At 42.0% G+C, this 20,366-nt stretch carries 29 protein-coding genes and 1 riboswitch; of the genes, 11 read left to right on the top strand and 18 right to left on the bottom strand.

Features of this window, described 5'->3' with window-relative positions; translation table 11 throughout:
• Nucleotides 1-25 precede the first annotated feature (25 nt).
• Nucleotides 26-110, top strand: a riboswitch (cyclic di-GMP riboswitch).
• 26 nt (nt 111-136) lie between these two features.
• Together P4361_RS03115 and P4361_RS03110 are read left to right on the top strand one after the other, a co-directional pair.
• A complete protein-coding gene (locus P4361_RS03115; protein ID WP_256227522.1) occupies nt 137-292 on the top strand; it encodes an anti-repressor SinI family protein in 156 nt (51 codons plus the stop codon).
• 81 nt (nt 293-373) lie between these two features.
• Nucleotides 374-703 carry a helix-turn-helix domain-containing protein gene (locus P4361_RS03110; RefSeq protein ID WP_053357344.1) on the top strand — a complete coding sequence of 110 codons (330 nt, stop codon included), beginning with the start codon at nt 374-376 and terminating at the stop codon, nt 701-703.
• 31 nt (nt 704-734) lie between these two features.
• Here the strand turns inward: P4361_RS03110 and P4361_RS03105 are convergent, their stop codons facing one another.
• The 6 genes from P4361_RS03105 to P4361_RS03080 form a co-directional block, all read right to left on the bottom strand.
• Nucleotides 735-974 (bottom strand): hypothetical protein, encoded by a 240-nt coding sequence (locus P4361_RS03105; RefSeq protein WP_091003421.1) that lies wholly within the window; start codon nt 972-974, stop codon nt 735-737.
• A complete protein-coding gene (locus tag P4361_RS03100; protein ID WP_328088271.1) occupies nt 971-1,306 on the bottom strand; it encodes a helix-turn-helix domain-containing protein in 336 nt (111 codons plus the stop codon). The genes P4361_RS03105 and P4361_RS03100 overlap by 4 nt, the downstream gene beginning before the upstream one ends.
• Nucleotides 1,307-1,396: 90 nt before the next feature.
• Nucleotides 1,397-1,828 carry a hypothetical protein gene (locus P4361_RS03095; protein WP_328088270.1) on the bottom strand — a complete coding sequence of 144 codons (432 nt, stop codon included), beginning with the start codon at nt 1,826-1,828 and terminating at the stop codon, nt 1,397-1,399.
• Nucleotides 1,829-1,854: 26 nt separating this feature from the next.
• Nucleotides 1,855-2,475: a hypothetical protein gene (locus tag P4361_RS03090; protein WP_328088269.1), complete on the bottom strand. Its 621-nt coding sequence runs from the start codon at nt 2,473-2,475 to the stop codon at nt 1,855-1,857.
• Nucleotides 2,476-2,540: 65 nt separating this feature from the next.
• Complete coding sequence (locus tag P4361_RS03085; RefSeq protein ID WP_328088268.1) at nt 2,541-3,074, bottom strand: TasA family protein; 534 nt, start codon at nt 3,072-3,074, stop codon at nt 2,541-2,543.
• Between the two features lie 123 nt (nt 3,075-3,197).
• Nucleotides 3,198-3,761 carry a signal peptidase I gene (locus P4361_RS03080; protein ID WP_328088267.1) on the bottom strand — a complete coding sequence of 188 codons (564 nt, stop codon included), beginning with the start codon at nt 3,759-3,761 and terminating at the stop codon, nt 3,198-3,200.
• A gap of 309 nt (nt 3,762-4,070) precedes the next feature.
• Between P4361_RS03080 and P4361_RS03075 the strand changes: the two genes are divergently transcribed.
• A complete protein-coding gene (locus P4361_RS03075) occupies nt 4,071-5,240 on the top strand; it encodes a CapA family protein (protein WP_328088266.1) in 1,170 nt (389 codons plus the stop codon).
• A gap of 76 nt (nt 5,241-5,316) precedes the next feature.
• Here the strand turns inward: P4361_RS03075 and P4361_RS03070 are convergent, their stop codons facing one another.
• Complete coding sequence (locus tag P4361_RS03070; RefSeq protein WP_156316334.1) at nt 5,317-5,469, bottom strand: hypothetical protein; 153 nt, start codon at nt 5,467-5,469, stop codon at nt 5,317-5,319.
• Nucleotides 5,470-5,558: 89 nt separating this feature from the next.
• Nucleotides 5,559-5,708 carry a hypothetical protein gene (locus P4361_RS03065; protein WP_156316333.1) on the bottom strand — a complete coding sequence of 50 codons (150 nt, stop codon included), beginning with the start codon at nt 5,706-5,708 and terminating at the stop codon, nt 5,559-5,561.
• Between the two features lie 329 nt (nt 5,709-6,037).
• Here P4361_RS03065 and P4361_RS03060 point away from each other — a divergent pair, with 329 nt between their 5' ends.
• A complete protein-coding gene (locus tag P4361_RS03060) occupies nt 6,038-7,381 on the top strand; it encodes a serine hydrolase domain-containing protein (protein ID WP_328088265.1) in 1,344 nt (447 codons plus the stop codon).
• Nucleotides 7,382-7,400: 19 nt separating this feature from the next.
• Here the strand turns inward: P4361_RS03060 and P4361_RS03055 are convergent, their stop codons facing one another.
• Nucleotides 7,401-7,574, bottom strand: coding sequence for an aspartyl-phosphate phosphatase Spo0E family protein (locus tag P4361_RS03055; RefSeq protein WP_082316160.1), 174 nt, complete (start codon nt 7,572-7,574; stop codon nt 7,401-7,403).
• 140 nt (nt 7,575-7,714) lie between these two features.
• Entirely contained in the window at nt 7,715-8,311 is a 597-nt protein-coding gene (locus P4361_RS03050; protein ID WP_328088264.1) for a sulfite oxidase-like oxidoreductase, read from the bottom strand.
• A 114-nt stretch (nt 8,312-8,425) separates the two neighbouring features.
• Here P4361_RS03050 and P4361_RS03045 point away from each other — a divergent pair, with 114 nt between their 5' ends.
• The 4 genes from P4361_RS03045 (at nt 8,426) to P4361_RS03030 (ending at nt 10,843) form a co-directional block, all read left to right on the top strand.
• Complete coding sequence (locus tag P4361_RS03045; RefSeq protein WP_053357332.1) at nt 8,426-9,019, top strand: biotin transporter BioY; 594 nt, start codon at nt 8,426-8,428, stop codon at nt 9,017-9,019.
• A 165-nt stretch (nt 9,020-9,184) separates the two neighbouring features.
• Complete coding sequence (locus P4361_RS03040; RefSeq protein ID WP_091003389.1) at nt 9,185-9,829, top strand: TetR/AcrR family transcriptional regulator; 645 nt, start codon at nt 9,185-9,187, stop codon at nt 9,827-9,829.
• Entirely contained in the window at nt 9,819-10,490 is a 672-nt protein-coding gene (locus P4361_RS03035) for an MBL fold metallo-hydrolase (RefSeq protein WP_328088263.1), read from the top strand. The genes P4361_RS03040 and P4361_RS03035 overlap by 11 nt, the downstream gene beginning before the upstream one ends.
• Nucleotides 10,491-10,507: 17 nt before the next feature.
• Nucleotides 10,508-10,843 (top strand): YrdB family protein, encoded by a 336-nt coding sequence (locus tag P4361_RS03030; RefSeq protein WP_062233240.1) that lies wholly within the window; start codon nt 10,508-10,510, stop codon nt 10,841-10,843.
• A 332-nt stretch (nt 10,844-11,175) separates the two neighbouring features.
• Here the strand turns inward: P4361_RS03030 and P4361_RS03025 are convergent, their stop codons facing one another.
• The 3 genes from P4361_RS03025 to P4361_RS03015 form a co-directional block, all read right to left on the bottom strand.
• Entirely contained in the window at nt 11,176-12,114 is a 939-nt protein-coding gene (locus P4361_RS03025; protein WP_091003383.1) for a cation diffusion facilitator family transporter, read from the bottom strand.
• Nucleotides 12,115-12,263: 149 nt separating this feature from the next.
• Nucleotides 12,264-13,751, bottom strand: a complete 1,488-nt coding sequence (locus tag P4361_RS03020; protein ID WP_256227510.1) for a leucyl aminopeptidase — start codon at nt 13,749-13,751, stop codon at nt 12,264-12,266.
• Nucleotides 13,752-13,787: 36 nt separating this feature from the next.
• Nucleotides 13,788-14,174, bottom strand: a complete 387-nt coding sequence (locus tag P4361_RS03015) for a DUF309 domain-containing protein (protein WP_256227509.1) — start codon at nt 14,172-14,174, stop codon at nt 13,788-13,790.
• A gap of 175 nt (nt 14,175-14,349) precedes the next feature.
• Here P4361_RS03015 and P4361_RS03010 point away from each other — a divergent pair, with 175 nt between their 5' ends.
• Together P4361_RS03010 and P4361_RS03005 are read left to right on the top strand one after the other, a co-directional pair.
• The gene (locus tag P4361_RS03010) at nt 14,350-14,832 is read left to right on the top strand and encodes a divergent PAP2 family protein (protein WP_091003375.1); all 483 of its coding nucleotides are present in this window, start codon (nt 14,350-14,352) and stop codon (nt 14,830-14,832) included.
• Between the two features lie 13 nt (nt 14,833-14,845).
• Nucleotides 14,846-15,634, top strand: a complete 789-nt coding sequence (locus tag P4361_RS03005) for a cobalamin-binding protein (protein ID WP_091003372.1) — start codon at nt 14,846-14,848, stop codon at nt 15,632-15,634.
• Nucleotides 15,635-15,681: 47 nt separating this feature from the next.
• On the opposite strand, the gene P4361_RS03000 is transcribed toward P4361_RS03005, so the two are convergent.
• The 5 genes from P4361_RS03000 to P4361_RS02980 form a co-directional block, all read right to left on the bottom strand.
• A complete protein-coding gene (locus P4361_RS03000; RefSeq protein ID WP_328088435.1) occupies nt 15,682-16,371 on the bottom strand; it encodes a 3D domain-containing protein in 690 nt (229 codons plus the stop codon).
• Between the two features lie 128 nt (nt 16,372-16,499).
• Nucleotides 16,500-16,817 (bottom strand): YuiB family protein, encoded by a 318-nt coding sequence (locus P4361_RS02995; RefSeq protein WP_328088262.1) that lies wholly within the window; start codon nt 16,815-16,817, stop codon nt 16,500-16,502.
• Nucleotides 16,818-16,919: 102 nt separating this feature from the next.
• The gene (locus P4361_RS02990; protein WP_175501778.1) at nt 16,920-17,051 is read right to left on the bottom strand and encodes a YuiA family protein; all 132 of its coding nucleotides are present in this window, start codon (nt 17,049-17,051) and stop codon (nt 16,920-16,922) included.
• 142 nt (nt 17,052-17,193) lie between these two features.
• Nucleotides 17,194-17,667 (bottom strand): NUDIX hydrolase, encoded by a 474-nt coding sequence (locus P4361_RS02985; protein ID WP_328088434.1) that lies wholly within the window; start codon nt 17,665-17,667, stop codon nt 17,194-17,196.
• A 164-nt stretch (nt 17,668-17,831) separates the two neighbouring features.
• Nucleotides 17,832-19,034: an NAD(P)/FAD-dependent oxidoreductase gene (locus P4361_RS02980; RefSeq protein ID WP_053357323.1), complete on the bottom strand. Its 1,203-nt coding sequence runs from the start codon at nt 19,032-19,034 to the stop codon at nt 17,832-17,834.
• A gap of 350 nt (nt 19,035-19,384) precedes the next feature.
• Between P4361_RS02980 and P4361_RS02975 the strand changes: the two genes are divergently transcribed.
• A complete protein-coding gene (locus P4361_RS02975) occupies nt 19,385-20,365 on the top strand; it encodes an NAD(P)/FAD-dependent oxidoreductase (protein WP_053357322.1) in 981 nt (326 codons plus the stop codon).
• Nucleotide 20,366: the final 1 nt, after the last annotated feature.

Below are 20,366 nucleotides of genomic sequence, written 5' to 3'. Positions count from 1 at the left end.
TGAGTGACTGTCGGAATGCCACCCTCCAGTTAAAGGGCAAACATCGCTGAAAAGCATGGACGCAAAATCACAGGTCTAAGGTGAGTAACTATGATGGCTGGATTACCTGGAAAACCACCAATTTCAGGAGGGAAACATGGAAACCGTAAAAAAAACAGAGCTTGATCGTGAATGGGTAGCATTACTATTACAAGCCAAAAAGCAAGGTTTAAGCTTGGAGGAAATCCGTAGCTATCTTCAAAAAACGTACATACCATCAAATGAGCGAATATTTAAAGCGACATCGATCTGAAGTCGCTTTTGGTCTATTTACAGCCTATCGTCCCTAAATGTATAATAGAAGCAAAATTTGTAGTAAAAAAGAGGGATTAACGTGATTGGTGAACTTGTCAAAAAATATCGCAAAGAAAAAGGTCTATCTCTATCCTCACTAGCAGAACGAGCAGGTATCGCCAAATCCTATCTCAGCTCCCTTGAGCGAAATATACAAACCAATCCTTCTGTACAGCTGCTTGAAAAGCTGGCAGCCGTCCTGGATATTCCTGTTGAAAAATTGCTGAATGAAAAAGCTGAGGTCAATGAGGCGGAGCTGGATTATGAATGGGCAGAGCTCGTAAAAGAAGCTATGGAGTCTGGTGTCAGCAAAGACCAGTTTAAAGAATTTCTTGAATTCAACAAATGGAAAAATAAAAATCAAAGCTAAAAAACCGATGCCTTTTATGGCGCCGGTTTTTTCATACTGAAATATCGATGATCGGAACAAGTTCTTTAAATTGATAATGTCCGATATAGGCAGTGGATAGAGGTTCTCTCTTCTCCCACTTCAGAATTTGTTTTTTTACATAATCAAAAGGTGCTCTTCCTCTTAGCTCATCATTAATAAAAATTTCACAGATGTTGCGGCCCATGTACACGACCTTTACTTTATTCCCCGCTGCTTCACATAAATAGACTCCATTGCCAAGGCGAATCATTTAGCTTCATCATCCTTTGTCTGCTGTTTCCAGCTTTCATACCGTATAAACGTACGGATTTCCTCCTGATTAATTCCCATTTCCTTTGCCTGAATGACGAGTTCCATCCACTCCTGGTCCAATGGATCTGCTTCTAGATTAATGACTTTTTCCACAGGTACCTCCAGGGCTTTCGCCAGCTTTTTAATCATATGCGCGGACGGGTTGTTTTTATGATTTTCTATGCTGCTCAAGTATCCTTTAGAGATTCCAGCCATCTCGGCAAGTTGTGTTACACTTTTCCCCTTTTTAAGACGAATTAATTTTATTTGTTTTCCTATATTAATACTCAACTTTTACCCACTTCTGACTTTTTTAAATTTATTTTAGTATCTATGTACGATAAAGAGCAGGGTGTAACACCTGTGCTCTTTATCGTTTTTCTATTCTTTTATTTGTTTTGTGGCATTCAATTCTTTTGATTGAAATTCTTTTGTTGGTTTAATAGATGATTTTAACTGAACGGAAACATTGTTGGTAAGCTCTTTTGTCTTTGTCGATTCAGTGTTTTCAGAAAGTGAATCGCTTTGCTTATCCTTCTGATCCTCCACTTTCTCTTCTTTCACAGCTTTCTTATCTTCCACTTTTTTGTCATCATACTTGGGTGGTTTTTCTTCCTTGTCGCATTTGTCATGATCACGATTGTTATTTTCCTCGTCATCATGATTGCTATTGTCATGGGGTGTACAACCCTTAAACTCAACACTAAAGAGTTTCTTCTGTGAGGTTGAAACATAGTCGCCGTAAGTAAAGGCTGAGCCGTAGTTCATGGAGATAAAAGCGATTATGATCAGCAATAACGAAAGTTTTTTCATCGCAAACACTCCAATTTGTTGCTAGATTAAGGCTGTTTTGAATGAGCTGTTAAACTAAACTTGATGTACTTACCCATTATTGTATTGTCAGCATCCCTACTCATCTTGATTGTTACATAAAGTGGAGTTTCATAATCGTTCGGATCCAAGTCTGAATTGTAGGGAAGTAAAGTATTCTGATTTAACAATGGTTGCTTGCTGCTTAAAAGATCATTTAACGTACCGGAATAAATCGGTGTATCAGATGGTGATGTTGGTTGTCCGTTATAAATTTTTACATCCAGCCATTTTGTGAAATTCTCTTTTACGGAGTTATCGGTAATATTCGTTTCATCAATGGAAGCCGAAATTCCGTCTAATAGAACATCAACGGAACCAGTGTTTGTAATGACCATTGTCTTTGATTTGGAAATTTTACCTGGTTGCCAGTAACCATCTGCCCAGTTGCCCGGCCTTCCATCTGCAGGAAAAGTAAAAAACAAAGGATTAGGATACTTCTTGCTTACTTCAATCTTCATGAAACCCGTTTCTACCTTATTGTTTATACTGGATGAATCTTTAAAATCAGAAAATGTTCCGGCGGTTAAAGTAAGAGTTGCTCCTACTATGCCTAAAGCCATTAACGTACCTGCTATTTTTCGCTTCATCCTTTGCCTCCTTATTAAAAAGAGCAGGACGAAAAAATTCATCCTGCTCTTTCGCCTAAATCTTTTTAGTTTTCATAAGCTGCTGCAGAAACTTCTACGCTAACTTCTACGGATAAGTTTTGGTATTCGTTTTGGTTAACACCAGGTTTGCGAACCAACTCCATTTGTACAGGGATATCTTGATGAGCTCCACGAGCAAGAGTGCCGCCCACATTGTTTTCGATGGTTGATTTAACGTCTTTCAAAGGAACAGTGTGACCAGCAAAACTTACTTGGAAATCACCATATGGAGAAAGATCAGTTACAGCAGCGCCATCTTTTTTAACTGTAACTGTTGCGACTGCTTTAAGATCTTTGGCATCTAAAGTACCATCGTTTGAAATTGTAAAAGTTTGAGATTCTTTATAACCAGGTGCTTTATTCGTTGCGCTGAAAGTTTGACCAGTTAGACTGATATCAAGTTTTCCAGTTTCGATTTTGTTGCCAGTAGAAGAAGCAGAATCAACGAAATCTGAGAACGTCCCAGTTCCAAATCCAGCTCCTACAGTTACAGCTCCAGCTAACATTGTTCCAAGTAATACCTTTTTAGTTTTGTTCATTTTAATTTTCCCCATTTCATCAGTTTTTTTGTTAAAGCTTCAACAGATAATTCCGTAAGTATGCGTGCGATCCCCTAACCCCTACTATGTAATTGACATCACCCCCTAAAATGGTCACCCAGATCAGACAATATCTTCTTGAGGATATGGCCGATCCTTTCTTCCCTTTTTCTTTGGCCGCTTGTCTTTAAATACTTCACTCAAGACAATCAAGATAGCCGGCAGGATAATAAATAATAGAATGCCGAGTTTTCCACGAGCGAACTCTAAGAAGAATCCTGCATTTGGAATATGAAAGGCATAATCACCAACCACTTGCTGCGGAGCAACCAGCTTGTTATCCTCTACGTTGTTGGCATCTCCCTTTGTCTTGTAATAGACGACCCCATTCTTCTTCACTAAATCAATGACTCGGTGAGTAATGAATTTATCTTCACGCTTATACGTAATGACTTGATCGACTTTGAACTTAGTTAAATCAGGCTCACGATCAATCACAATATCACCTGGCTGCAACACTGGCCGCATACTTCCGGATAAAACCGTCATGATCTTATATCCGAAAAAGCTCGGTATTTGTCCAGGATGCTTATGAGATTGATAGCCTAGAAGAATTGATGTAAGGAATAACATTGCAAGCAATAGTAAGAGCGTATTGCCGATCCAGCGAGAAACCACTTTAACCATCAAAAGCCCCTTTCCAATTTGCACGATGATGCGCGCATTTAAATTATTTTCTTAAAATAAAGTAGTTCTTTTTAACGAACAACTTGTGTTTAGTATAGAACGATATGCCTATTCAGAAAACTTCCAAAATTGGTTAAATTTGTTCTTTTTAACGAACTTTTATCCTGTTTATCTCTCTAAATCGCTAAATATCGTATTTTTTCATTATTTTTTAACGAACAATTTCATTCGTTTTAAAGAACATTCTGATTTTCTCCTTGAATTCCCGGCTCAATCGCATAGTATAGAAGTAGGAGGAAAACGCTTACTATGAAAAAAATAATAATTATTACAAGTGTTGTTGTTGTGATCTTGCTTCTTGCTCTTATTCCTGTACTCAGTAATAAAACAGCCGAGAAAACCCGCCAGGAGCCTGCAAGCAGTGAACAAATTAAAAAGGACACCGATAAAAAAAAGACTGTTAAACCACCGCCAAAAAAGACGGAACCTAAAGAAACCGTCCATACGGCTACGATCGGTGCGGTCGGGGATGTTCTTATCCATGACCGGGTATACAATCAAGCGAAAAAACGGGACGGTTCCTATGACTTTAATCCGATGCTTAAAGAGGTAAAGCCGTATTTGGAGAAGCCGGATATTTCGGTGGCCAACCAGGAGACGATGATCGGCGGAGAAAAGATCGGTCTATCCTCTTATCCCTCCTTCAATTCACCGCAGGATGTCGGGGACGCCCTGAAGAAGAACGGTGTGGATCTGGTGACGATCGCGAACAACCATACGCTGGATCGGGGAGAGAAAGCCATTTTAAGCGCGATTAACCATTGGAAGGAAATTGGAATGCCGTATACAGGTGCTTTCCAATCGTCCAATGATCAAAAGATCATCCGTGTCCTGAAGCGTAATCAGATCACCTTTTCTTTTTTGAGCTATACCTTTGGAACGAATGGCATCCCTGTACCTAAGGGCAAACCGTATCTTGTTAACCTTATCGATGTGAAGAAGATGAAAGCAGACCTTCATCAGGCAGAAAAAATTTCTGATGTTGTGGTGATCAGTCTTCACTTTGGGAACGAATACGAGCGGATGCCAAATGAGAAACAAAAAGAACTTGTCCAGATGGCAGCGGATTCAGGGGCGGATATCATCATCGGGCATCATCCTCACGTGCTTCAGCCGGTTTCCTGGATAAAGAAAAAGAACGGTGAGCGGGCTTTCGCAGCATATTCTCTTGGCAACTTCTTTTCTGGACAGACCGGCCCGTATAAAAACATCGGGGGAATGATGGATATCAAGGTGAATAAGATTCAAAGAGGAAATAACGTTAAAATTGAGCTTGAAAACCCTGCATTTCTCCCCACCTGGGTTGACCGATCATGGCATGTTCATCCGATGCAGGACGTAAAAACGCAGAAAAAACAGTATCGTGAAATAAAAAAACATATGAACCAATATGTGCCTGAATTGCAGTTTTCATTTTAATGAAAAAAGGAGACCCGGTCTGATCTTAACTTCACCCCTATACAATTGGGGAAAAGATCAGACATGGGTCTCCTTTTTATGCTTCGCCTTTTGATTTCGGGCTCTTTGTATCGCGCTTTGGAATATCATCTGCGAACTTATCGTCAGAGAACTCTACGTCTGTCATGCTTTCTGTCGGGGTTTGATTGTTCTTGGCGGCAGCATCTTTGGAATGTTTTCTTTTAGCCATCTGGTATCGTTCCTCCTTTTAAATTCCTTATAGTGTGTGAAGAAATCGAGGATCTGATTCCAAAAGAAAAAGCATTCCGAATAGGAACGCTAATCGCCAATGGCTTTGCTGACACAATGGTCGCAAACGGCTATTTGTCTTTCTTCCCAGCTGGTAAGCTCATTGTTGCAAACCATGCAATGCTCGGACTGCATAGCCCGTTGATCTCCTTGCTGGTTTTCTTCGTTTACAAAGTCCATGATGGAATCCGCCTCCTTCTCCCCTAGTATATTCAAAAAAGAAGACTGCTTATTCTATACTATTGTTTGATATTTCTGACAAAAATCCTGCTTCTTCTAACATTATTTTTAAAAAATAAGCTATGTTAATCCATGTTGTTGTTTTAGTGGGGGTGATTGAACCGCCATATGAAAAGCAGAAGGGTATAAGCCAGCTTTTTCCCATCTGCTTTTCATGCGCTTCATTTGTTTCACAAATCAGCCGGCTCTCCTTTTGCCGCCTTCTGTTCAATAAAGGAGAAGCTCTCCTTTTTGCAGAATGTTTTCTTCTTATACAGGAGGAATAGGATATGACCCGACTTATAAACAAAACAACATTAAAAACAAGACTGAAAAATTATATGACGGCGTATGACCGATTAGGCTATTTTAATGGCTCTGTGCTTGCAGCATATAAAGGAGAAATCTTGATTCATGAAGGATATGGTTCGGCCAGCCGGACGTTCAACATTCCGAATTCACCTCAAACCCGCTTTCCGATTGCTTCCCTGACCAAAAACTTTACGGCAGCGGCTATCCTTTTGCTTGAGGAGCAAGGTTTAATGAAACTCGAGGATACCGTGGCACTTTTTATAGCGGGGCTCACCTACGCTAAACAAGTGACCATACATCAGCTTCTTTCCAACACATCTGGAGTTTCCGATTTTACCTCCATGCAGGATTATTGGACAAAAGAGATGAGGCTTCCCGCAGATCTTACTGGACTGATCCATAGAATCAAAGACAAACCTCTTGAATTTGAGCCTGGTTCTCAATACAGCTATTGCAACTCAAATTACATTTTACTGACAGCAATTATAGAAAAGGTTTCAGGACAATCCTATGCCCATTTTCTTCAGGAAAATCTGCTAAAACCGTTTGGCCTTAAGAACACCGGTGTATTGGACGGAAGAACCATAGTTCAAAATTTGGCATCAAGTTATACGGTAAATAAAGACTTTGTGCATCCTGATTATATTGATATGAGTTTTCCACTTGGGGCATATGGTATGTATTCTACTACTGAAGATCTGTTTAGGTGGACAGAAGCTTTGTTTTCCGGAAAGGTATTGAATAAGAGGTCGCTAAATAATATGCTCACACCCTGCGAAGGCAATTATGGATATGGCTGGGGTTTTGATAAAATTGGCCAAACTGCGGCCGCCTGTCATTTTGGTGATGTGAACGGATATTGTGCTGAAATGCTGAAAAGCCTGGATGGTGAGATCACGGTAATCGTCATGAGCAATTTTAATTTAACCCCTGTTACAAAAATCAATCGTGACCTGGCAAAAATAATACTGCATGAAGAAGTACGAAGTCCCGTATTTCACGAAGAACGAATTAGGGAGACTGAGATTTCTGCACCTGCACAAGGAACGTATTCTTCTAAAACGAATGATGCCTCTTTAACGCTTGAACAGGATGGAAGGACATGGCTCCTGACCATTCCAAAAAGGTATGGAGTTCCATATACAATCCCGTTACTTCTTGTATCTAAAACTGATGCTGATTATGAATTCATCTCCAGCTTCACACCTGAAAAAGTTAAAGTGATGATGAATGAGGAGAACAAAGAAATCGTGGTAATCCACGAGGACACGGACGGAATAAAAACTCATTATACAAAAGATAAAGAAGCAGCTAATAGGTAAGCTGCTTCCTTTTGTTATGTTATTTATAGGTTGGTTTCAATTGTCGTTGATAAAGAGTGATCAGTTCATCAAGCTCTTGGCTGATTTTTACGATGGCAGGGTCTGAGTAACTGTTTGCCGATCGGCATGACTGATATAACTTTTCCTTAACTTTCTCCATCTGATCACAGACGGATTGAAGATTACAGTTCACGGGCACTTCTTTCCTTTCCTTACCGAATAGAGCATAAACTACCTTTAATTACAATATCGGTCCATCTGGGAAAATTTACATGTATTTTTTAAGGTTTTTATAAATATTTTTGATTTTTTTGCTTACATGATCATTGTTTCTTAGTCCCAGCTAAAGCGCTCTTCCTTCCAAGGATCTCCATACATATGATAGCCATTTTTCTCCCAAAAACCTGGCGTTTCCATCGGCAGAAATTCAATGGCACGGAGCCACTTCGCACTTTTCCAGAAATAGAGATGCGGAACCACTGCACGGAGTGGATACCCATGCTCCGGCGTTAACGTTTGTCCATTGTGCGTATGAGCCAGCAAGCTGGTTTCCTTTAAAAAATCATCTAAAGGAAGATTGGTTGTCCATCCTTCTTCTGCATGCAAAAGGACATAATTGGCCAAGGGATGAATACCAATGTCTTTTACAATTTCTTTAACAGCCACTCCTTCCCATACGTTATCCAATCTGGACCAGCCGGTGACACAATGGATATCATTCGTGGCCGATGATTTCGGAAATGCCATAAGCTCCTCGTAAGTAAAAGTTGTCGGGTTCTCCACCATTCCGTAGATTTTCAGATCCCATTCACTTAAATCCTTGTAGTAAGGAACATTACCATAATGAAGAACAGGCCAGCGGGTTGTAACATTCTGATTCGGCGGCACCCTCTCATTATCCTTTTTCTTCGGTATTTTTCCAAAAAACATGTGATGCACCTCCAATAATATCAATATGTAAACCTTATTTAAAAATTAGGTTGACAATAGTCTGTCCTCTGAATTACCATCAATATAGATAAATTACCACATGAGGTGAACCTAATGAAGTTTAGAGCGATTGATCTAACACTGGCCGCCATGTTTGCGGCATTGATGGCAGTAGGAGGTAATATTACAGCATGGATTCCTGCCCTCGTCTTTGGGCAAGTGCCTGTCACCCTTCAAACCTTCTTTTGCATTTTGGCCGGTCTGCTGCTCGGAAGCCGTCTCGGCGCTGTATCGATGATCGTATACACACTTGTCGGTCTGGCTGGTGCTCCTGTGTTCGCAGGATTCTCCGGGGGGCCTTCCATCATTTTCAAACCAACCTTCGGCTTTATTTTATCATTCATTCTTGCCGCTTATGTAGCAGGAAAAATTCTTGAGATGGCGAAAAAACCAAGCCTGCCGGTTTTCTTTCTCGCTTCCTTTGCCGGTTTGATCGTCAACTATTTTGTCGGCACTACTTTTCTCTATGCCGCGCTGACAAATTGGGCAGCTGTTGAAGGTGTCACCTATCTTGGGACTTGGAAAGGAATGCTTCTGTTCCTCCCAAAAGACGTGATCCTGACTGCAGTTACCGCTGTAATCTCACCGCGAATTTATAAGGCAGTCGCTAAAAACCGCCGCAGCACATCGAATTCAAACGCAGCTTAAATACAAAGAGGTACCTCCTGAATGCGGGTGGTACCTCTTTTTTTATGCTGCTTAACCCAACATCCAGTAAGAAAGTTTTGTCGAACAAAAAATTTTGACAATTATATGATGAATCGAATATATTATAACCAGTGGTTAGTAACCAATGGTTAGGAGTGATGTTTTATGGCAAACAAGCAAGAATTGCGTTCGGAAGAAACCAAGAAAAACATCCTTGAAGCAGCTGGAAAACTTTTTGGCAAGCGTGGATATGAAGTAGTAACGATAAGAGAAATCGCAAAAGAAGCCGGATGCTCGCACACAGCTATCTACCTCTATTATAAAGACAAAGAATCGCTGCTCCATCATTTAGCGATGCCGCTCTTACAGGAGCTTAAACTGCAGCTGGAGGATATCTCTCATCGCCAGGATGCGGGCGATTCCGCTAAATTAAAATCCATCTGCCGGACCTTTATTGAATTTTGTCTCTTGCATCAGAGTATGTACACCACATTTATCACTGCCAGTTCTTCCAGAGTGGATGAACAAAATCCAAAACTGCAGATCAACAAAGTCCGGATTGAACTTTTCCAGCTGTTAATGAGTGTATTGAAAGATGTGCTCGGTATTTCTGATAATGAACAATCCCTTGCCTTTGCCCGTATCCTTTTCTACAACCTGCACGGCATTATTAGTACCTACCTCAATCATAAAGAGCCTCTTCAAGAGCTCCTTGTTCGTCTATCACCCACCTTTGAACAAAGCGTAGAAGCCCTTTTTCTCGGTTTTCATGAAATCATAAAACAAGGAGCGAATAACCATGAAAGTTGAACAGATCTCCCCTCATATTTGGAGCCTGAAAACATGGATGATCATACGGATCCATGTCTGGGCTGTTCGCGGTAAAGAAGGAATCACTCTTGTAGACGCAGGAATTCCGATGATGGCGAAAGGAATATTGAATACAATAAATCAGCTGAATGCCGGTCCTCTGCAAAGGATATTGCTGACACACGGCCATTCGGATCATACCGGATCTATTTCAGCCATTCTGAAGGATCATGATGTTCCGGTATACGCCCATTCACTTGAAATTCCTTATCTGGAAGGTGACCTTGCCTATCCCCGCAGAAAGAAGGCTGTTGCATCGGTCTCAAAGGGCATTACCCAGCCCTTGTCTGCTGGAAACGAGGGTGAACTGGAACTCATTGATGGAATAAGACCCTACCTGACTCCGGGGCACTCTCCCGGCCACACTGTTTATTACCACGAAGAAGATCAGGTCCTTCTTGCAGGTGATCTGTTCACTTCCAAGAAAGGAAGGCTTAAAAAACCGATGCCGATGTTTACGGCTGATATGGAGGAAGCCTTCAGGAGCAGCTCCATCGTCAGCCAGCTCAACCCGAAACGTCTTGAGGTTTGCCACGGAGACAAAGTTCTTCATCCCGAAGCACAGATGGCTGACTATCGTATAAAGGCAGGAATTCAATAAGAAAGCGGGGAATCATCATGGCCATATTGGGGCCCTTTCTTTTAGGTGTGCTTTTTTTATCAGAGCTCTTTGTATTGGGAGCCTTTGGATACTGGGGATTTCACATGGTTAGCGGATTTTCGAAATATGTTCTCTGCCTAGCTGCTCCGCTTCTGGTTGCAATCTTTTGGGGAATGCTTCTTTCTCCAAAGGCATCGATTCCGATCCCTATTTCTTTGCGTACCCTGCTTCAGCTCACTGTGTTTGCTGCTGGTGCCATTGCGCTTTATACCTCCGGACACTCTAAATCGGCCCTTATTTTTTTCCTGATCGCCAGCATTGATCTTTTGCTCATCCGGTTTTTTAGATTATAAATTCTTTAGTCCCTATTTTCTTCATAAAAAATCCCGAATAATGAACGTTTTTTAGTGTCCATCATTCGGGATACAGTACATACCTAGGCTAGGTTAGAATACGTTTCTTAATAACGCTACGATAGTAAATACAATAATTAAAATAGGTATCGCTAAAATGATGTACCAAAAAATGCGTGCTGCCAATGATTTCTTTTCGCTCATAGAGAACCCCTTTACGGTTGTAGCATAAGTATTGTCCTCATTTTAATCAATATGCAGCAGTTATGTCCATTTCCTTGCACCCGAAAAAAAGAGCCCTTCACCATTTTGAAGAACTCACAAAAAGAAATTTAGGATTTATGTGTTTCTAAAAACTGCTTGCCGTACTCTCCATGGTGATGGATGGTAGCGTGTTCAATCTGAACGGTTGTATGTTTGAGTTTGTATTTGTCCTTCAGCATCTCATTAATGGCAAGAATGACACAGAACGGCTGAATGTTTTCATTAATGAAAACATGGGCGGTAAGAGAATGGTGATCACTGGTCACCGTCCATAGATGTAGCTCATGAACATCTTCTACCCCTTCTACTTGATAAATATCCGCTCGGATCGCTTCTAGATCCAAACCTTCTGGAACAGATTCCATTAGGATCATGTAGGATTCTTTTATAATCTTGTAGCCGCCTGTAAAGATGATCCCGCCGATGATCAAGCTGATCAGAGGATCAAAGAAATATAGATCGGTAAATTTAATGAGAATAGCAGAGATAATAACCCCGATTGAGCTCAGCAGATCTCCGATAAAATGCCAGAGAGCACTTTTTACATTTAAGTTTTCCTCTTCCTTCATGCTTCGGCTTAGGACAATGGTCAGCACAAGGTTCACGGTGAAGCCGATCACTGCGATGATCAGCATCAATTTAAAATCGATTGTTTCCGGCTTGATAAAACGCTTGATGCCTTCAATAAAAATACCAATGGCAATGATAGCCAGGGCAAGCCCATTCAGAAAGGAAGCGATGATTTCAAAACGCAAAAAACCAAAAGTGAATTTGGCATTCGGCTGCCGGGTAGCGAGGTAAATGGCCAGCATGCTTAAACTGAGTGCCAGCACATCAGAGACCATGTGGGCAGAATCCGATAATAGTGCAAGTGAGTTGGAGATCAGCCCGCCGATTACTTCAACGATCGTAAAAAACAGGGTCAGCAAGAGGGTAATCCACAACGTCTTCTTTGACCGGCTCTGCACTTTTACATGTGGGAGATGGTGATAATCGTAATCAGCCATTGAACAATCCCCTTTCCTTTATGTATTTTAAAATGATTATAAAGTAATAATAATTATATTATAATACAACTCCTGGAATCCTGCAATCCTCTTTTTCTTTTCAGAGTATGTAAAAAAGCATGACAGGTGCCATGCTTTTTCTTGCTGTATTATTTGAAATTCATCGCCAGCCTGGCCAATGTCCGTACCATGACCCCGGTAGCCCCTTTTGGACCGAGGTTCGAAGGCTTGGAGGAATACGCTGTACCCGCAATGTCCAGATGGACCCAAGGGGTCTTCCCAGCGAATTCCCCGACAAACAGCCCACCGGTAATCGCGTGGCCTAACCGTCCTGTGGAGTTATTCAGATCGGCTACATCACTCGACCTCAGCATATCCTTAAAGGGCTGATGGCTTGGCAGAAGCCAAAGGAGTTCTCCTTCATGTCCTGCAGACTGGCTCACCTGTTTGAAAAACACTTCGTCGTTCGTAAGAGCTCCAGTTGTACAATCTCCCAACGCCACTACGACACCACCGGTTAATGTAGCCACATCCACCAGATAGTCAGCACCCATTTCTTTTGCATAGGTGATGGCATCCGCAAGAATCAGTCTTCCTTCTGCATCAGTATTACGGACTTCAATCGTTTTACCGCTGAGTGAAGTAAAAACATCTCCAGGCTTCATCGCCTTTCCGTTAATCAGGTTTTCACTGGACGGAATAACAAAAAGGATGTTGGTCTTTGGTTTCAGCCGCCCCACTGCTTCCATCGCTCCAAGCACAGATCCGCTTCCTCCCATATCACTTTTCATTTCATGCATGTTGGCACCCGGCTTGATGGAATAGCCGCCTGAATCAAACGTCAGGCCCTTGCCTACAAGGGCAAGAACATGATCCCACGTGTCCCGGCCTTTGTATTTCACTGTGATCATTTTTGGAGGCTCATCGGAACCTTGTGACACGGCAAGGAGCGCTCCCATGCCTAGCCGTTCCATATCCTCCCTCTCTAGAATCTCATATTCCATCCCGTATTTGATGGCAATCTCCATCGCTGCCCGAGCGAGGTCTTTCGGAGTCAATAGGTTGCCGGGAGTGTTCACAAGATTGCGTGCTGTATTGATTCCTGCACCAAAAGCATGGCCTGTCGAAAGCCCTGCACCTGTCTGGCTGTCCGAACTATATACCGTAATTTCTGTCAGCTTTTTATCTCTTTCATTGGAACGTTCCTTATAGTTTTCAAAGGCATAGCTGCCCGCCACGACTGCTTCTGCAAAAGCGTGGGCAAGTTTCTCAGAAGACAGTCTGTCGTTTTCAAAGGTTTCCAGAACGATAGCGGCTTTTTCCCGCTTTTCCCGCTTCAGCATCTGAACCGCTTTCCCGAACGCCTCTCTTATGCTCTCATAAGTTGCTTCCGCCCGCCTTCCCAATCCGATAAAATACAGCCGTTTGGCTCCCACGATGCCAAACGTATGGAGCTTTGTGACTGATTTTGCCATCACGGAAACATCCCCTTCCCGCAAAAGCTCGGTGATATGGCCATTAAAGGCCTCATCAAGTACGGCAGCAATTCCATCCAGTTTTTTGTGATCGGACCAGATGCCGATCAACAACGCATCTTCCGCATTGTCTTTATTCCAATTTGCCTTTACGGTGAACATGCACATCCTCCTTTTGCACGGTATGCTAATGTCAGTTTATTCTTCTTCAAGGTCATTTAGTAGCAGGATCAATTCTGGCAAAGCCGGCAGTTTATCCGCATCCTCAAAAGCGACACTGTCCATCTCATGAGGTATTCTTTTCAAACAGGCTTCAATAAAACGATACACCTCTTCAAGATCTATCCCCCAATAAAAAGGCCGATACTCTTGGAGGTAGTTGTGGGCGGCATGCATCATGGCTCTTGCTCCTTTTACATTTCCATACTCATAATGGTAGATCGCTACCGTCATCTGCAGCAGCCCTTTTAGAAAATAATTTCTCTTATCCGTCATCCACATTTCCTCCAGCAGATCATGGCACGTATAATAATCTCCCTCATTGAACGAAATGAAAAACTCATAGTATTCCTTCGGATAATCCATCTGTTCTCCGCCATCCCTTCCCTATTATGATAACAGAAGGCACATTATCTCCTTTCGAATGACGTCATTCATGGCAGAACTATAAGATTGCAAACAACAAAAAAAGGGTATTATGAAAGCATTAGAACAACCTTATCTCGATACATTGTAGAAAAAGGCTGCGAGGAGACGATCTATGGACCTATTTTTCAATTTTCCTTTACTTGCTTCCTTATTAGGAATATTAATGGCTCAATTCTTGAAAATACCGATTACCTACCTGGAGACAAAACAAGTGAGATGGGATTTGTTTATCAGTACAGGAGGCATGCCTAGTTCTCACTCCGCTGCTGTTACAGGGCTTGCAACAGGAGTTGCTCTCAGAGAAGGCCTGGGCAGCTCTATTTTTGCCGTTGCTGCTATGTTTGCCATTATTGTTATGTATGATGCGAAAGGAATTCGATGGCATGCAGGAGAACAGGCTGCCGTATTGAATAAGTTAGTAACTGATTTCCGGGAACATGTGGAAGTCAGCCAGGCAATGAAAAAAACTGACGTGAAAGAAAAGCACAAACAATTAAAGGAGCTTCTGGGACACCAGCCGGATGAGGTATTCTATGGCGCACTGCTCGGAATTATCCAAACACTGATTGTATACTGGCTTTTCTTCGTTCTTTAAGGGGTGACGATTCATGAGATTGATATCTATTTGTCCGAGCAATACAGAGCTTGTTGATTATCTTGGGTTAACTGAACAGCTGGTGGGGGTTGATGACTTTTCCGACTGGCCTGAACGAGTGCGCACCTTGCCTCGGCTTGGCCCTGATCTATCCATCAATATGGACATGGTCGAGGAACTTAAACCGGATCTCGTGATTGCCTCCTTAAGTGTTCCTGGTATGGAAAAGAATATAGAAGAACTGAAACGGCGCAATCTTCCGCATGTAGTTTACAACCCCAATACGCTTGAGGATATCGCTGGGGATTTAAAAGATTTGGGCAGAAGGACCGGCGTGGAGAAGCGTGCCGACTATCTCGTTTCTCAATATAAAGAAACCATTAATGAATTTCAGTCGTTTGCAGCAGGAATAAAGGAGAAAAAAAGGCTGTACTGGGAATGGTGGCCTAAGCCTGTTTTCACACCAGGAAAGCTGAACTGGCTTACTCAGATTTCACACCTTGCCGGAGCTGAGAACGTGTTCGAAGACGTTGAGCTGGCAAGTGTTCAAACAACCTGGGATGATGTTATTAAACGTGATCCTGACGAGATCTGCATCGCTTGGGTAGGAGTAAGAAAACAGAAAGTAAAACCGGAACTTCTGGAGAAACGCCCTGGCTGGGCCGATCTTAGAGCAGTAAAGGAGAACAAGGTACATATCCTTGAAGAACATCTATTCTGCCGGCCGTCACCAAGGCTGATTGACGGTTTGAAGAAACTGCATCAAGTGCTGTGGAAACAGCCGGCTCGTACAGCAAAGTAATTCATAATACAATATAAAAGCTTCAAGCCAGCGGGCTCGAAGCTTTTTTAATACAATTGTTTTCGATAGAACTGCATGGATTTTTTTTCATTCCACGTTTTGAGCTCCTGCTCGGTCAATTTCCCGGATCCTTTTTGAATCACGTAGACCTTTAACGTCTTTTTGCCCCATTTTTCATAGACGTCTTTCGTCGTCTCATAGTATAGGTCTATTCTTTTTCCCTTTATGGCTGAACCCGTATCAGCCACTACGCCAAACCCGTAATCGGGAATGAACAGAATGGTGCCGATGGGAAAAACAGCGGGATCTGCGGCAATCGTGGAATAAAGATCACGTTTTACCTTTAACCCCGATTTTGTGATCCCATAAGCGGGATGAGCTTTATTTTTTCCAGTGGACTCTATCCCTGCAGTATAGCCTGTAGCTGTTACCGTTACTGAGGGGTAGGGAGTTACATCAAAATGATCAAGTGGGGATGCTGCGGTTTCTGCTTCCGGCTCTGTTGTTACAGTAAACTCCCTATCCCAGAATGATGGGACATTCTCAAGGGCCCCGGCAATATACTTTGCCAATTCAATGTTCAATGAACGCAACAATCCATCCTGCTTACCTTTCTGTTCGGAAGATGCCCAATCGGATACATCCTTAGCCTCGACACCCGAGATTGAGTGCAAGGTCGTAAGCAGAGCAAGGATAAACATAGCTGTCATCATAAGCCGTTTTATGGCAGTAGGTATAAAACGCAAACTTTCACTCCTCTCTAAAACGTAGTATTTTCCAAGAAAAGTGAGTTTTATACCGCAGAAGGGGCTTCAGCCCGGCAATGAGCATAAAAAAAAGAACCTTCTATTAATCATAGAAGATTCTAGAACATTTGATAGCCTCTGACGCGCAGCATCTTGATGGCCATGCCGGCAAAAATCGCTCCGACCATTCCGCTAACCAGGATACAAATGTCTACAGCCTGAAGATGGATAAAGTCCTCGCCGAGTTCTGCAAAACTTTTTCCGGGACTTGAAAAGTATTTTAAAAATTTAACATGATCAATAATCATAATCACGACAACCGGATAAATAACAGCCATAATCCATGTTGAACGCAGAAGCATGTTTAAAAGGAAACCGATTCCAAAGAAAAGAACGATAAATAATAGCATGGAAATAAATAATTGCGGTAAGTACATTCCTTCACCCCCATATTCAAAGCTAGTTTACTGAAATAGGGGATTAAAGTCAATATAAGGATAAAGAAAAGGAAGCACCGCATCACGGTGCTCCCTCCTTATTTATCTCTCCCTTTTTCCGCTTCCACAGCACTCTTCACAAGTTTCAGAGCCACCTAGAAGAAGCTGGAAATACCCCTTACCTTCACAATATTGACACTTTTCCTGTGCTTTTGTTCTTGTTGACGATTTCATAAGATGACACTCTCCTTGTTTGAATTTTCTGATAATATATCAAGAATCCAAAAACTTGAAAAGGGAGCATTTCCGGCCATATCACCAATGTAAGCGTAAACATTTTAATTTATCATTAAATATGTCCAAATTCCATACAATTTCAACGATTATCAAAAATTTTATAAGAAGTATAGCCGAATATATCTCCAGGATTTAAATGCTCATTAACGGTTTCTTTTTTCTCATTGAGAAAATGGTGGACCATCATGGAAGTAACCGGATCATCCCTTAATTCCTCCGGAGTGAGAAACCTTGCTTCTTCAATCTCTTCTTGCTGAGGACGGATCTCTCCTCCTATATGCTCCAGCAGAAAAACGATCATATTGTCACTGATTTCGTTCTTTATGACACCAGTTCGTATACCGACCACGTTCACAGCCCTGCTCTGGATCCCTGTTTCTTCTTTCACTTCTCTTACAGCCGCCTCATCCACCGTTTCACCCGGATTCACAAACCCTGCAGGAATGGACCACTTGCCTTTTAGCCCGCCATACTTCTTTTTTACAACGAGGCATTTGCCGTCATGGATGACCAGCCCTGCCGCTGCGAGCCAGACACTTCCTCTCTTTTTCATCGTACTCATAAAATATCTCCTTTTAAAAAAGCTTATGGTTGATTTACATTCCTATCATGCATCGCACACTGATGGCGATTCAATCACACTCCATCAAATTCCAAACCAAAAAAAGAGCAGAGCCCCGAAGGACTTCTGCTCTTATCATATCATGGTGTCATTTATTAAAATAATTTAAGCTTTCCTTTTTTGATGACCATTGGTACTCCGCCAAGCAAGAAAAGGTAACGGTTATCGATGACTTTTTTCATCGCAGATGCTGTTGAACCAAATAGTTTTTTGTTTCCAACGACACCGATTGCTTCACCTTTACCAAGAGAAGCTACAGTACCTTTAATATCCGGTTTGAACTCTTCCATCTGTCCTCCGCCATTAATGAGCGTTTTCAGGTTACGGCCGATTGTATAAGCCTGCTGAATAGCGATTTGAGCTGTTGGAGGGTAAGGACGGTTAATTTCTTCATTAATAATAAGAGCACAGTCTCCAGCTACAAAGATATAGTCATATCCAGGCATGCGAAGGTCTTTCTCTACTTTTACACGTCCGCGCATTGTTTCAAAGCCAGCTTCTTCTACTAAGTGGTTACCGCGTACTCCGCCAGTCCATACAACAGTAGCTGCTTTAATTTCTTCACCGGAAGCAAGAAGAACTCCGTCTTCGCTACATTCTTTGATCGGTGTGTTTACAAGGAATTCTACACCGCGGCGTTCAAGATTATTGATTGCGTACTCAACGAGCTCTTCGTCAAAGCCTGGAAGAACATTAGGAGCCGCTTCAATATTAACGATACGGACTTTTTCACGCGGAATATCGTATTCTTTGCAAAGTTCAGGAACACGGTCAGCCAGTTCACCGACAAACTCGATTCCAGTAAATCCAGCACCGCCGACAACGATGTTGATTAGTTCTTGTTTTTGTCCTTCGTTGTTGTAACGAGCAAAGTTATATTCGATGTGCTCACGGATTTCACGGACAGAGTTGATACTGCGAATGCTGAACGCATTTTCTTTCAAACCTTGAATGCCGAATGTTTCTGGGTCTGATCCAAGAGCAATGATAAGGTAGTCGTACGTTAGCTCGCCATTTGCAAGAATGACACGCTTCTCATCTTTCTTGATCTCAACGACTGTATCTTGTACAAAGTTGATTTTGTTCGTGTCGATAATGTCATCAATCATGATGCGTGTTTTATCATGGTGCAGCGTACCTGCCGCATTTTCATGAAGCCATGTGGTTTGGTAGTGATAGTTGTGCTTGTTCACAAGCGTAACATCCGCATTGTTTAAACCAAGCTCTTTTTCCAGGCGGACAGCTGACATCATCCCGCCATATCCTCCACCAATAATTAATATTTTTGGCTTACTCATATGATCACTTCCAGTTCAGATTTTTTATAGTTTTACCTAACCAATAAGGAAATATGATAGACAAAAAGTTTGTGACGTATTTCACGTAGTAGGATAAAAATAAAGACGAAAACTGTCACAATTCCCCCATGTTTTTTCCTTTTTTATCTTAGTCCTTTTCTTCTTATATTTCAACCGTTTTTTGAAAAAAAGGCATAATCAGTTGACACAGTCTCCTTACCTATTGTATAAATACAGCCTTACAGTACAGTCATCGACAAAGAACGTACATTGGTGGTATTATTCTTTCCTTTCCCTCTCATTCTTACTATAATGGAGGGAAGAATGAAAATATTCTCGGGGGTGGAAGTATGACAGAAGAAAATCTGTATGATGTTACAATAATTGGCGGAGGTCCAACAGGATTGTTTGCAGCATTCTATGGGGGAATGCGCCAAATGAAAGTAAAGATCATTGAAAGCATGCCACAGCTCGGGGGACAGCTCGCTGCCTTATATCCCGAAAAATACATATATGATGTAGCAGGATTTCCAAAGATTCTCGCCCAGGAGCTTGTGAATAACCTAAAAGTCCAAGCAGAGCAGTTCAACCCTGAAATTGTGCTTGAAGAATCCGTTCAAAACGTTGAGAAAAAAGAAGAACATTTTGAACTGACAACAGATAAAAATAAACACTATTCCAAAGCGGTCATCATCACAGCCGGTGTAGGAGCTTTCCAGCCAAGACGGCTGGAGCTTGACGATGCCAAAGCATTTGAAGGAAAGAACCTTCATTATTTCGTGAATGACCTTCAGGCGTTTGCAGGTAAAAAAGTTTTGATTGCAGGCGGCGGTGACTCTGCGGTCGATTGGGCACTCATGCTTGAACCTGTTGCTGATGAAGTTACACTTACCCATCGGAGGCCCAAGTTCCGCGCGCACGAACATAGTGTAGAACAGCTGCTGAGCTCAAACGTAAAAATCAAAACTCCATTTCAGATCAAAGAACTCGTGAATGACGGCGAAAAGATAACCCATGTCATTCTGGAAAACGAAGATGTGGAAGAAAAAGTTGAAGTCGATGCCGTTATCGTCAACTATGGATTCGTTTCTTCACTCGGGCCGATTAAAAATTGGGGACTTGAGATTCAACGCAACTCCATCGTCGTAAATTCAAGAATGGAGACGAACACCAAAGGAATTTATGCTGCAGGAGACATCTGTTCTTATGATGGAAAAGTAAAACTGATCGCTGCAGGTTTTGGTGAAGCACCTACCGCTATTAACAATGCGAAAACTTATATAGATCCAAAAGCAAAAACCCAGCCACAACACAGCAGCAGCTTATTTTAGG

The organism is Fictibacillus sp. B-59209, from assembly GCF_036216745.1.
Lineage (GTDB): Bacteria > Bacillota > Bacilli > Bacillales > Fictibacillaceae > Fictibacillus_C > Fictibacillus_C marinisediminis.
The sequence above is the reverse complement of the archived record's forward strand: the minus strand, read 5'-3'. Positions and strand labels throughout refer to the sequence as shown.

Bases quoted from the DNA above. Each gene is read 5' to 3' on its own strand.
- P4361_RS03115 (WP_256227522.1), top strand. From the start codon at position 137: ATGGAAACCGTAAAAAAAACAGAGCTTGATCGTGAATGGGTAGCATTA.
- P4361_RS03105 (WP_091003421.1), bottom strand. From the start codon at position 974: ATGATTCGCCTTGGCAATGGAGTCTATTTATGTGAAGCAGCGGGGAAT.
- P4361_RS03095 (WP_328088270.1), bottom strand. From the start codon at position 1,828: ATGAAAAAACTTTCGTTATTGCTGATCATAATCGCTTTTATCTCCATG.
- P4361_RS03090 (WP_328088269.1), bottom strand. From the start codon at position 2,475: ATGAAGCGAAAAATAGCAGGTACGTTAATGGCTTTAGGCATAGTAGGA.
- P4361_RS03085 (WP_328088268.1), bottom strand. From the start codon at position 3,074: ATGAACAAAACTAAAAAGGTATTACTTGGAACAATGTTAGCTGGAGCT.
- P4361_RS03080 (WP_328088267.1), bottom strand. From the start codon at position 3,761: ATGGTTAAAGTGGTTTCTCGCTGGATCGGCAATACGCTCTTACTATTG.
- P4361_RS03075 (WP_328088266.1), top strand. From the start codon at position 4,071: ATGAAAAAAATAATAATTATTACAAGTGTTGTTGTTGTGATCTTGCTT.
- P4361_RS03070 (WP_156316334.1), bottom strand. From the start codon at position 5,469: ATGGCTAAAAGAAAACATTCCAAAGATGCTGCCGCCAAGAACAATCAA.
- P4361_RS03065 (WP_156316333.1), bottom strand. From the start codon at position 5,708: ATGGACTTTGTAAACGAAGAAAACCAGCAAGGAGATCAACGGGCTATG.
- P4361_RS03060 (WP_328088265.1), top strand. From the start codon at position 6,038: ATGACCCGACTTATAAACAAAACAACATTAAAAACAAGACTGAAAAAT.
- P4361_RS03050 (WP_328088264.1), bottom strand. From the start codon at position 8,311: ATGTTTTTTGGAAAAATACCGAAGAAAAAGGATAATGAGAGGGTGCCG.
- P4361_RS03045 (WP_053357332.1), top strand. From the start codon at position 8,426: ATGAAGTTTAGAGCGATTGATCTAACACTGGCCGCCATGTTTGCGGCA.
- P4361_RS03040 (WP_091003389.1), top strand. From the start codon at position 9,185: ATGGCAAACAAGCAAGAATTGCGTTCGGAAGAAACCAAGAAAAACATC.
- P4361_RS03035 (WP_328088263.1), top strand. From the start codon at position 9,819: ATGAAAGTTGAACAGATCTCCCCTCATATTTGGAGCCTGAAAACATGG.
- P4361_RS03030 (WP_062233240.1), top strand. From the start codon at position 10,508: ATGGCCATATTGGGGCCCTTTCTTTTAGGTGTGCTTTTTTTATCAGAG.
- P4361_RS03025 (WP_091003383.1), bottom strand. From the start codon at position 12,114: ATGGCTGATTACGATTATCACCATCTCCCACATGTAAAAGTGCAGAGC.
- P4361_RS03020 (WP_256227510.1), bottom strand. From the start codon at position 13,751: ATGTTCACCGTAAAGGCAAATTGGAATAAAGACAATGCGGAAGATGCG.
- P4361_RS03015 (WP_256227509.1), bottom strand. From the start codon at position 14,174: ATGGATTATCCGAAGGAATACTATGAGTTTTTCATTTCGTTCAATGAG.
- P4361_RS03010 (WP_091003375.1), top strand. From the start codon at position 14,350: ATGGACCTATTTTTCAATTTTCCTTTACTTGCTTCCTTATTAGGAATA.
- P4361_RS03005 (WP_091003372.1), top strand. From the start codon at position 14,846: ATGAGATTGATATCTATTTGTCCGAGCAATACAGAGCTTGTTGATTAT.
- P4361_RS02995 (WP_328088262.1), bottom strand. From the start codon at position 16,817: ATGTACTTACCGCAATTATTTATTTCCATGCTATTATTTATCGTTCTT.
- P4361_RS02990 (WP_175501778.1), bottom strand. From the start codon at position 17,051: ATGAAATCGTCAACAAGAACAAAAGCACAGGAAAAGTGTCAATATTGT.
- P4361_RS02985 (WP_328088434.1), bottom strand. From the start codon at position 17,667: ATGAAAAAGAGAGGAAGTGTCTGGCTCGCAGCGGCAGGGCTGGTCATC.
- P4361_RS02980 (WP_053357323.1), bottom strand. From the start codon at position 19,034: ATGAGTAAGCCAAAAATATTAATTATTGGTGGAGGATATGGCGGGATG.
- P4361_RS02975 (WP_053357322.1), top strand. From the start codon at position 19,385: ATGACAGAAGAAAATCTGTATGATGTTACAATAATTGGCGGAGGTCCA.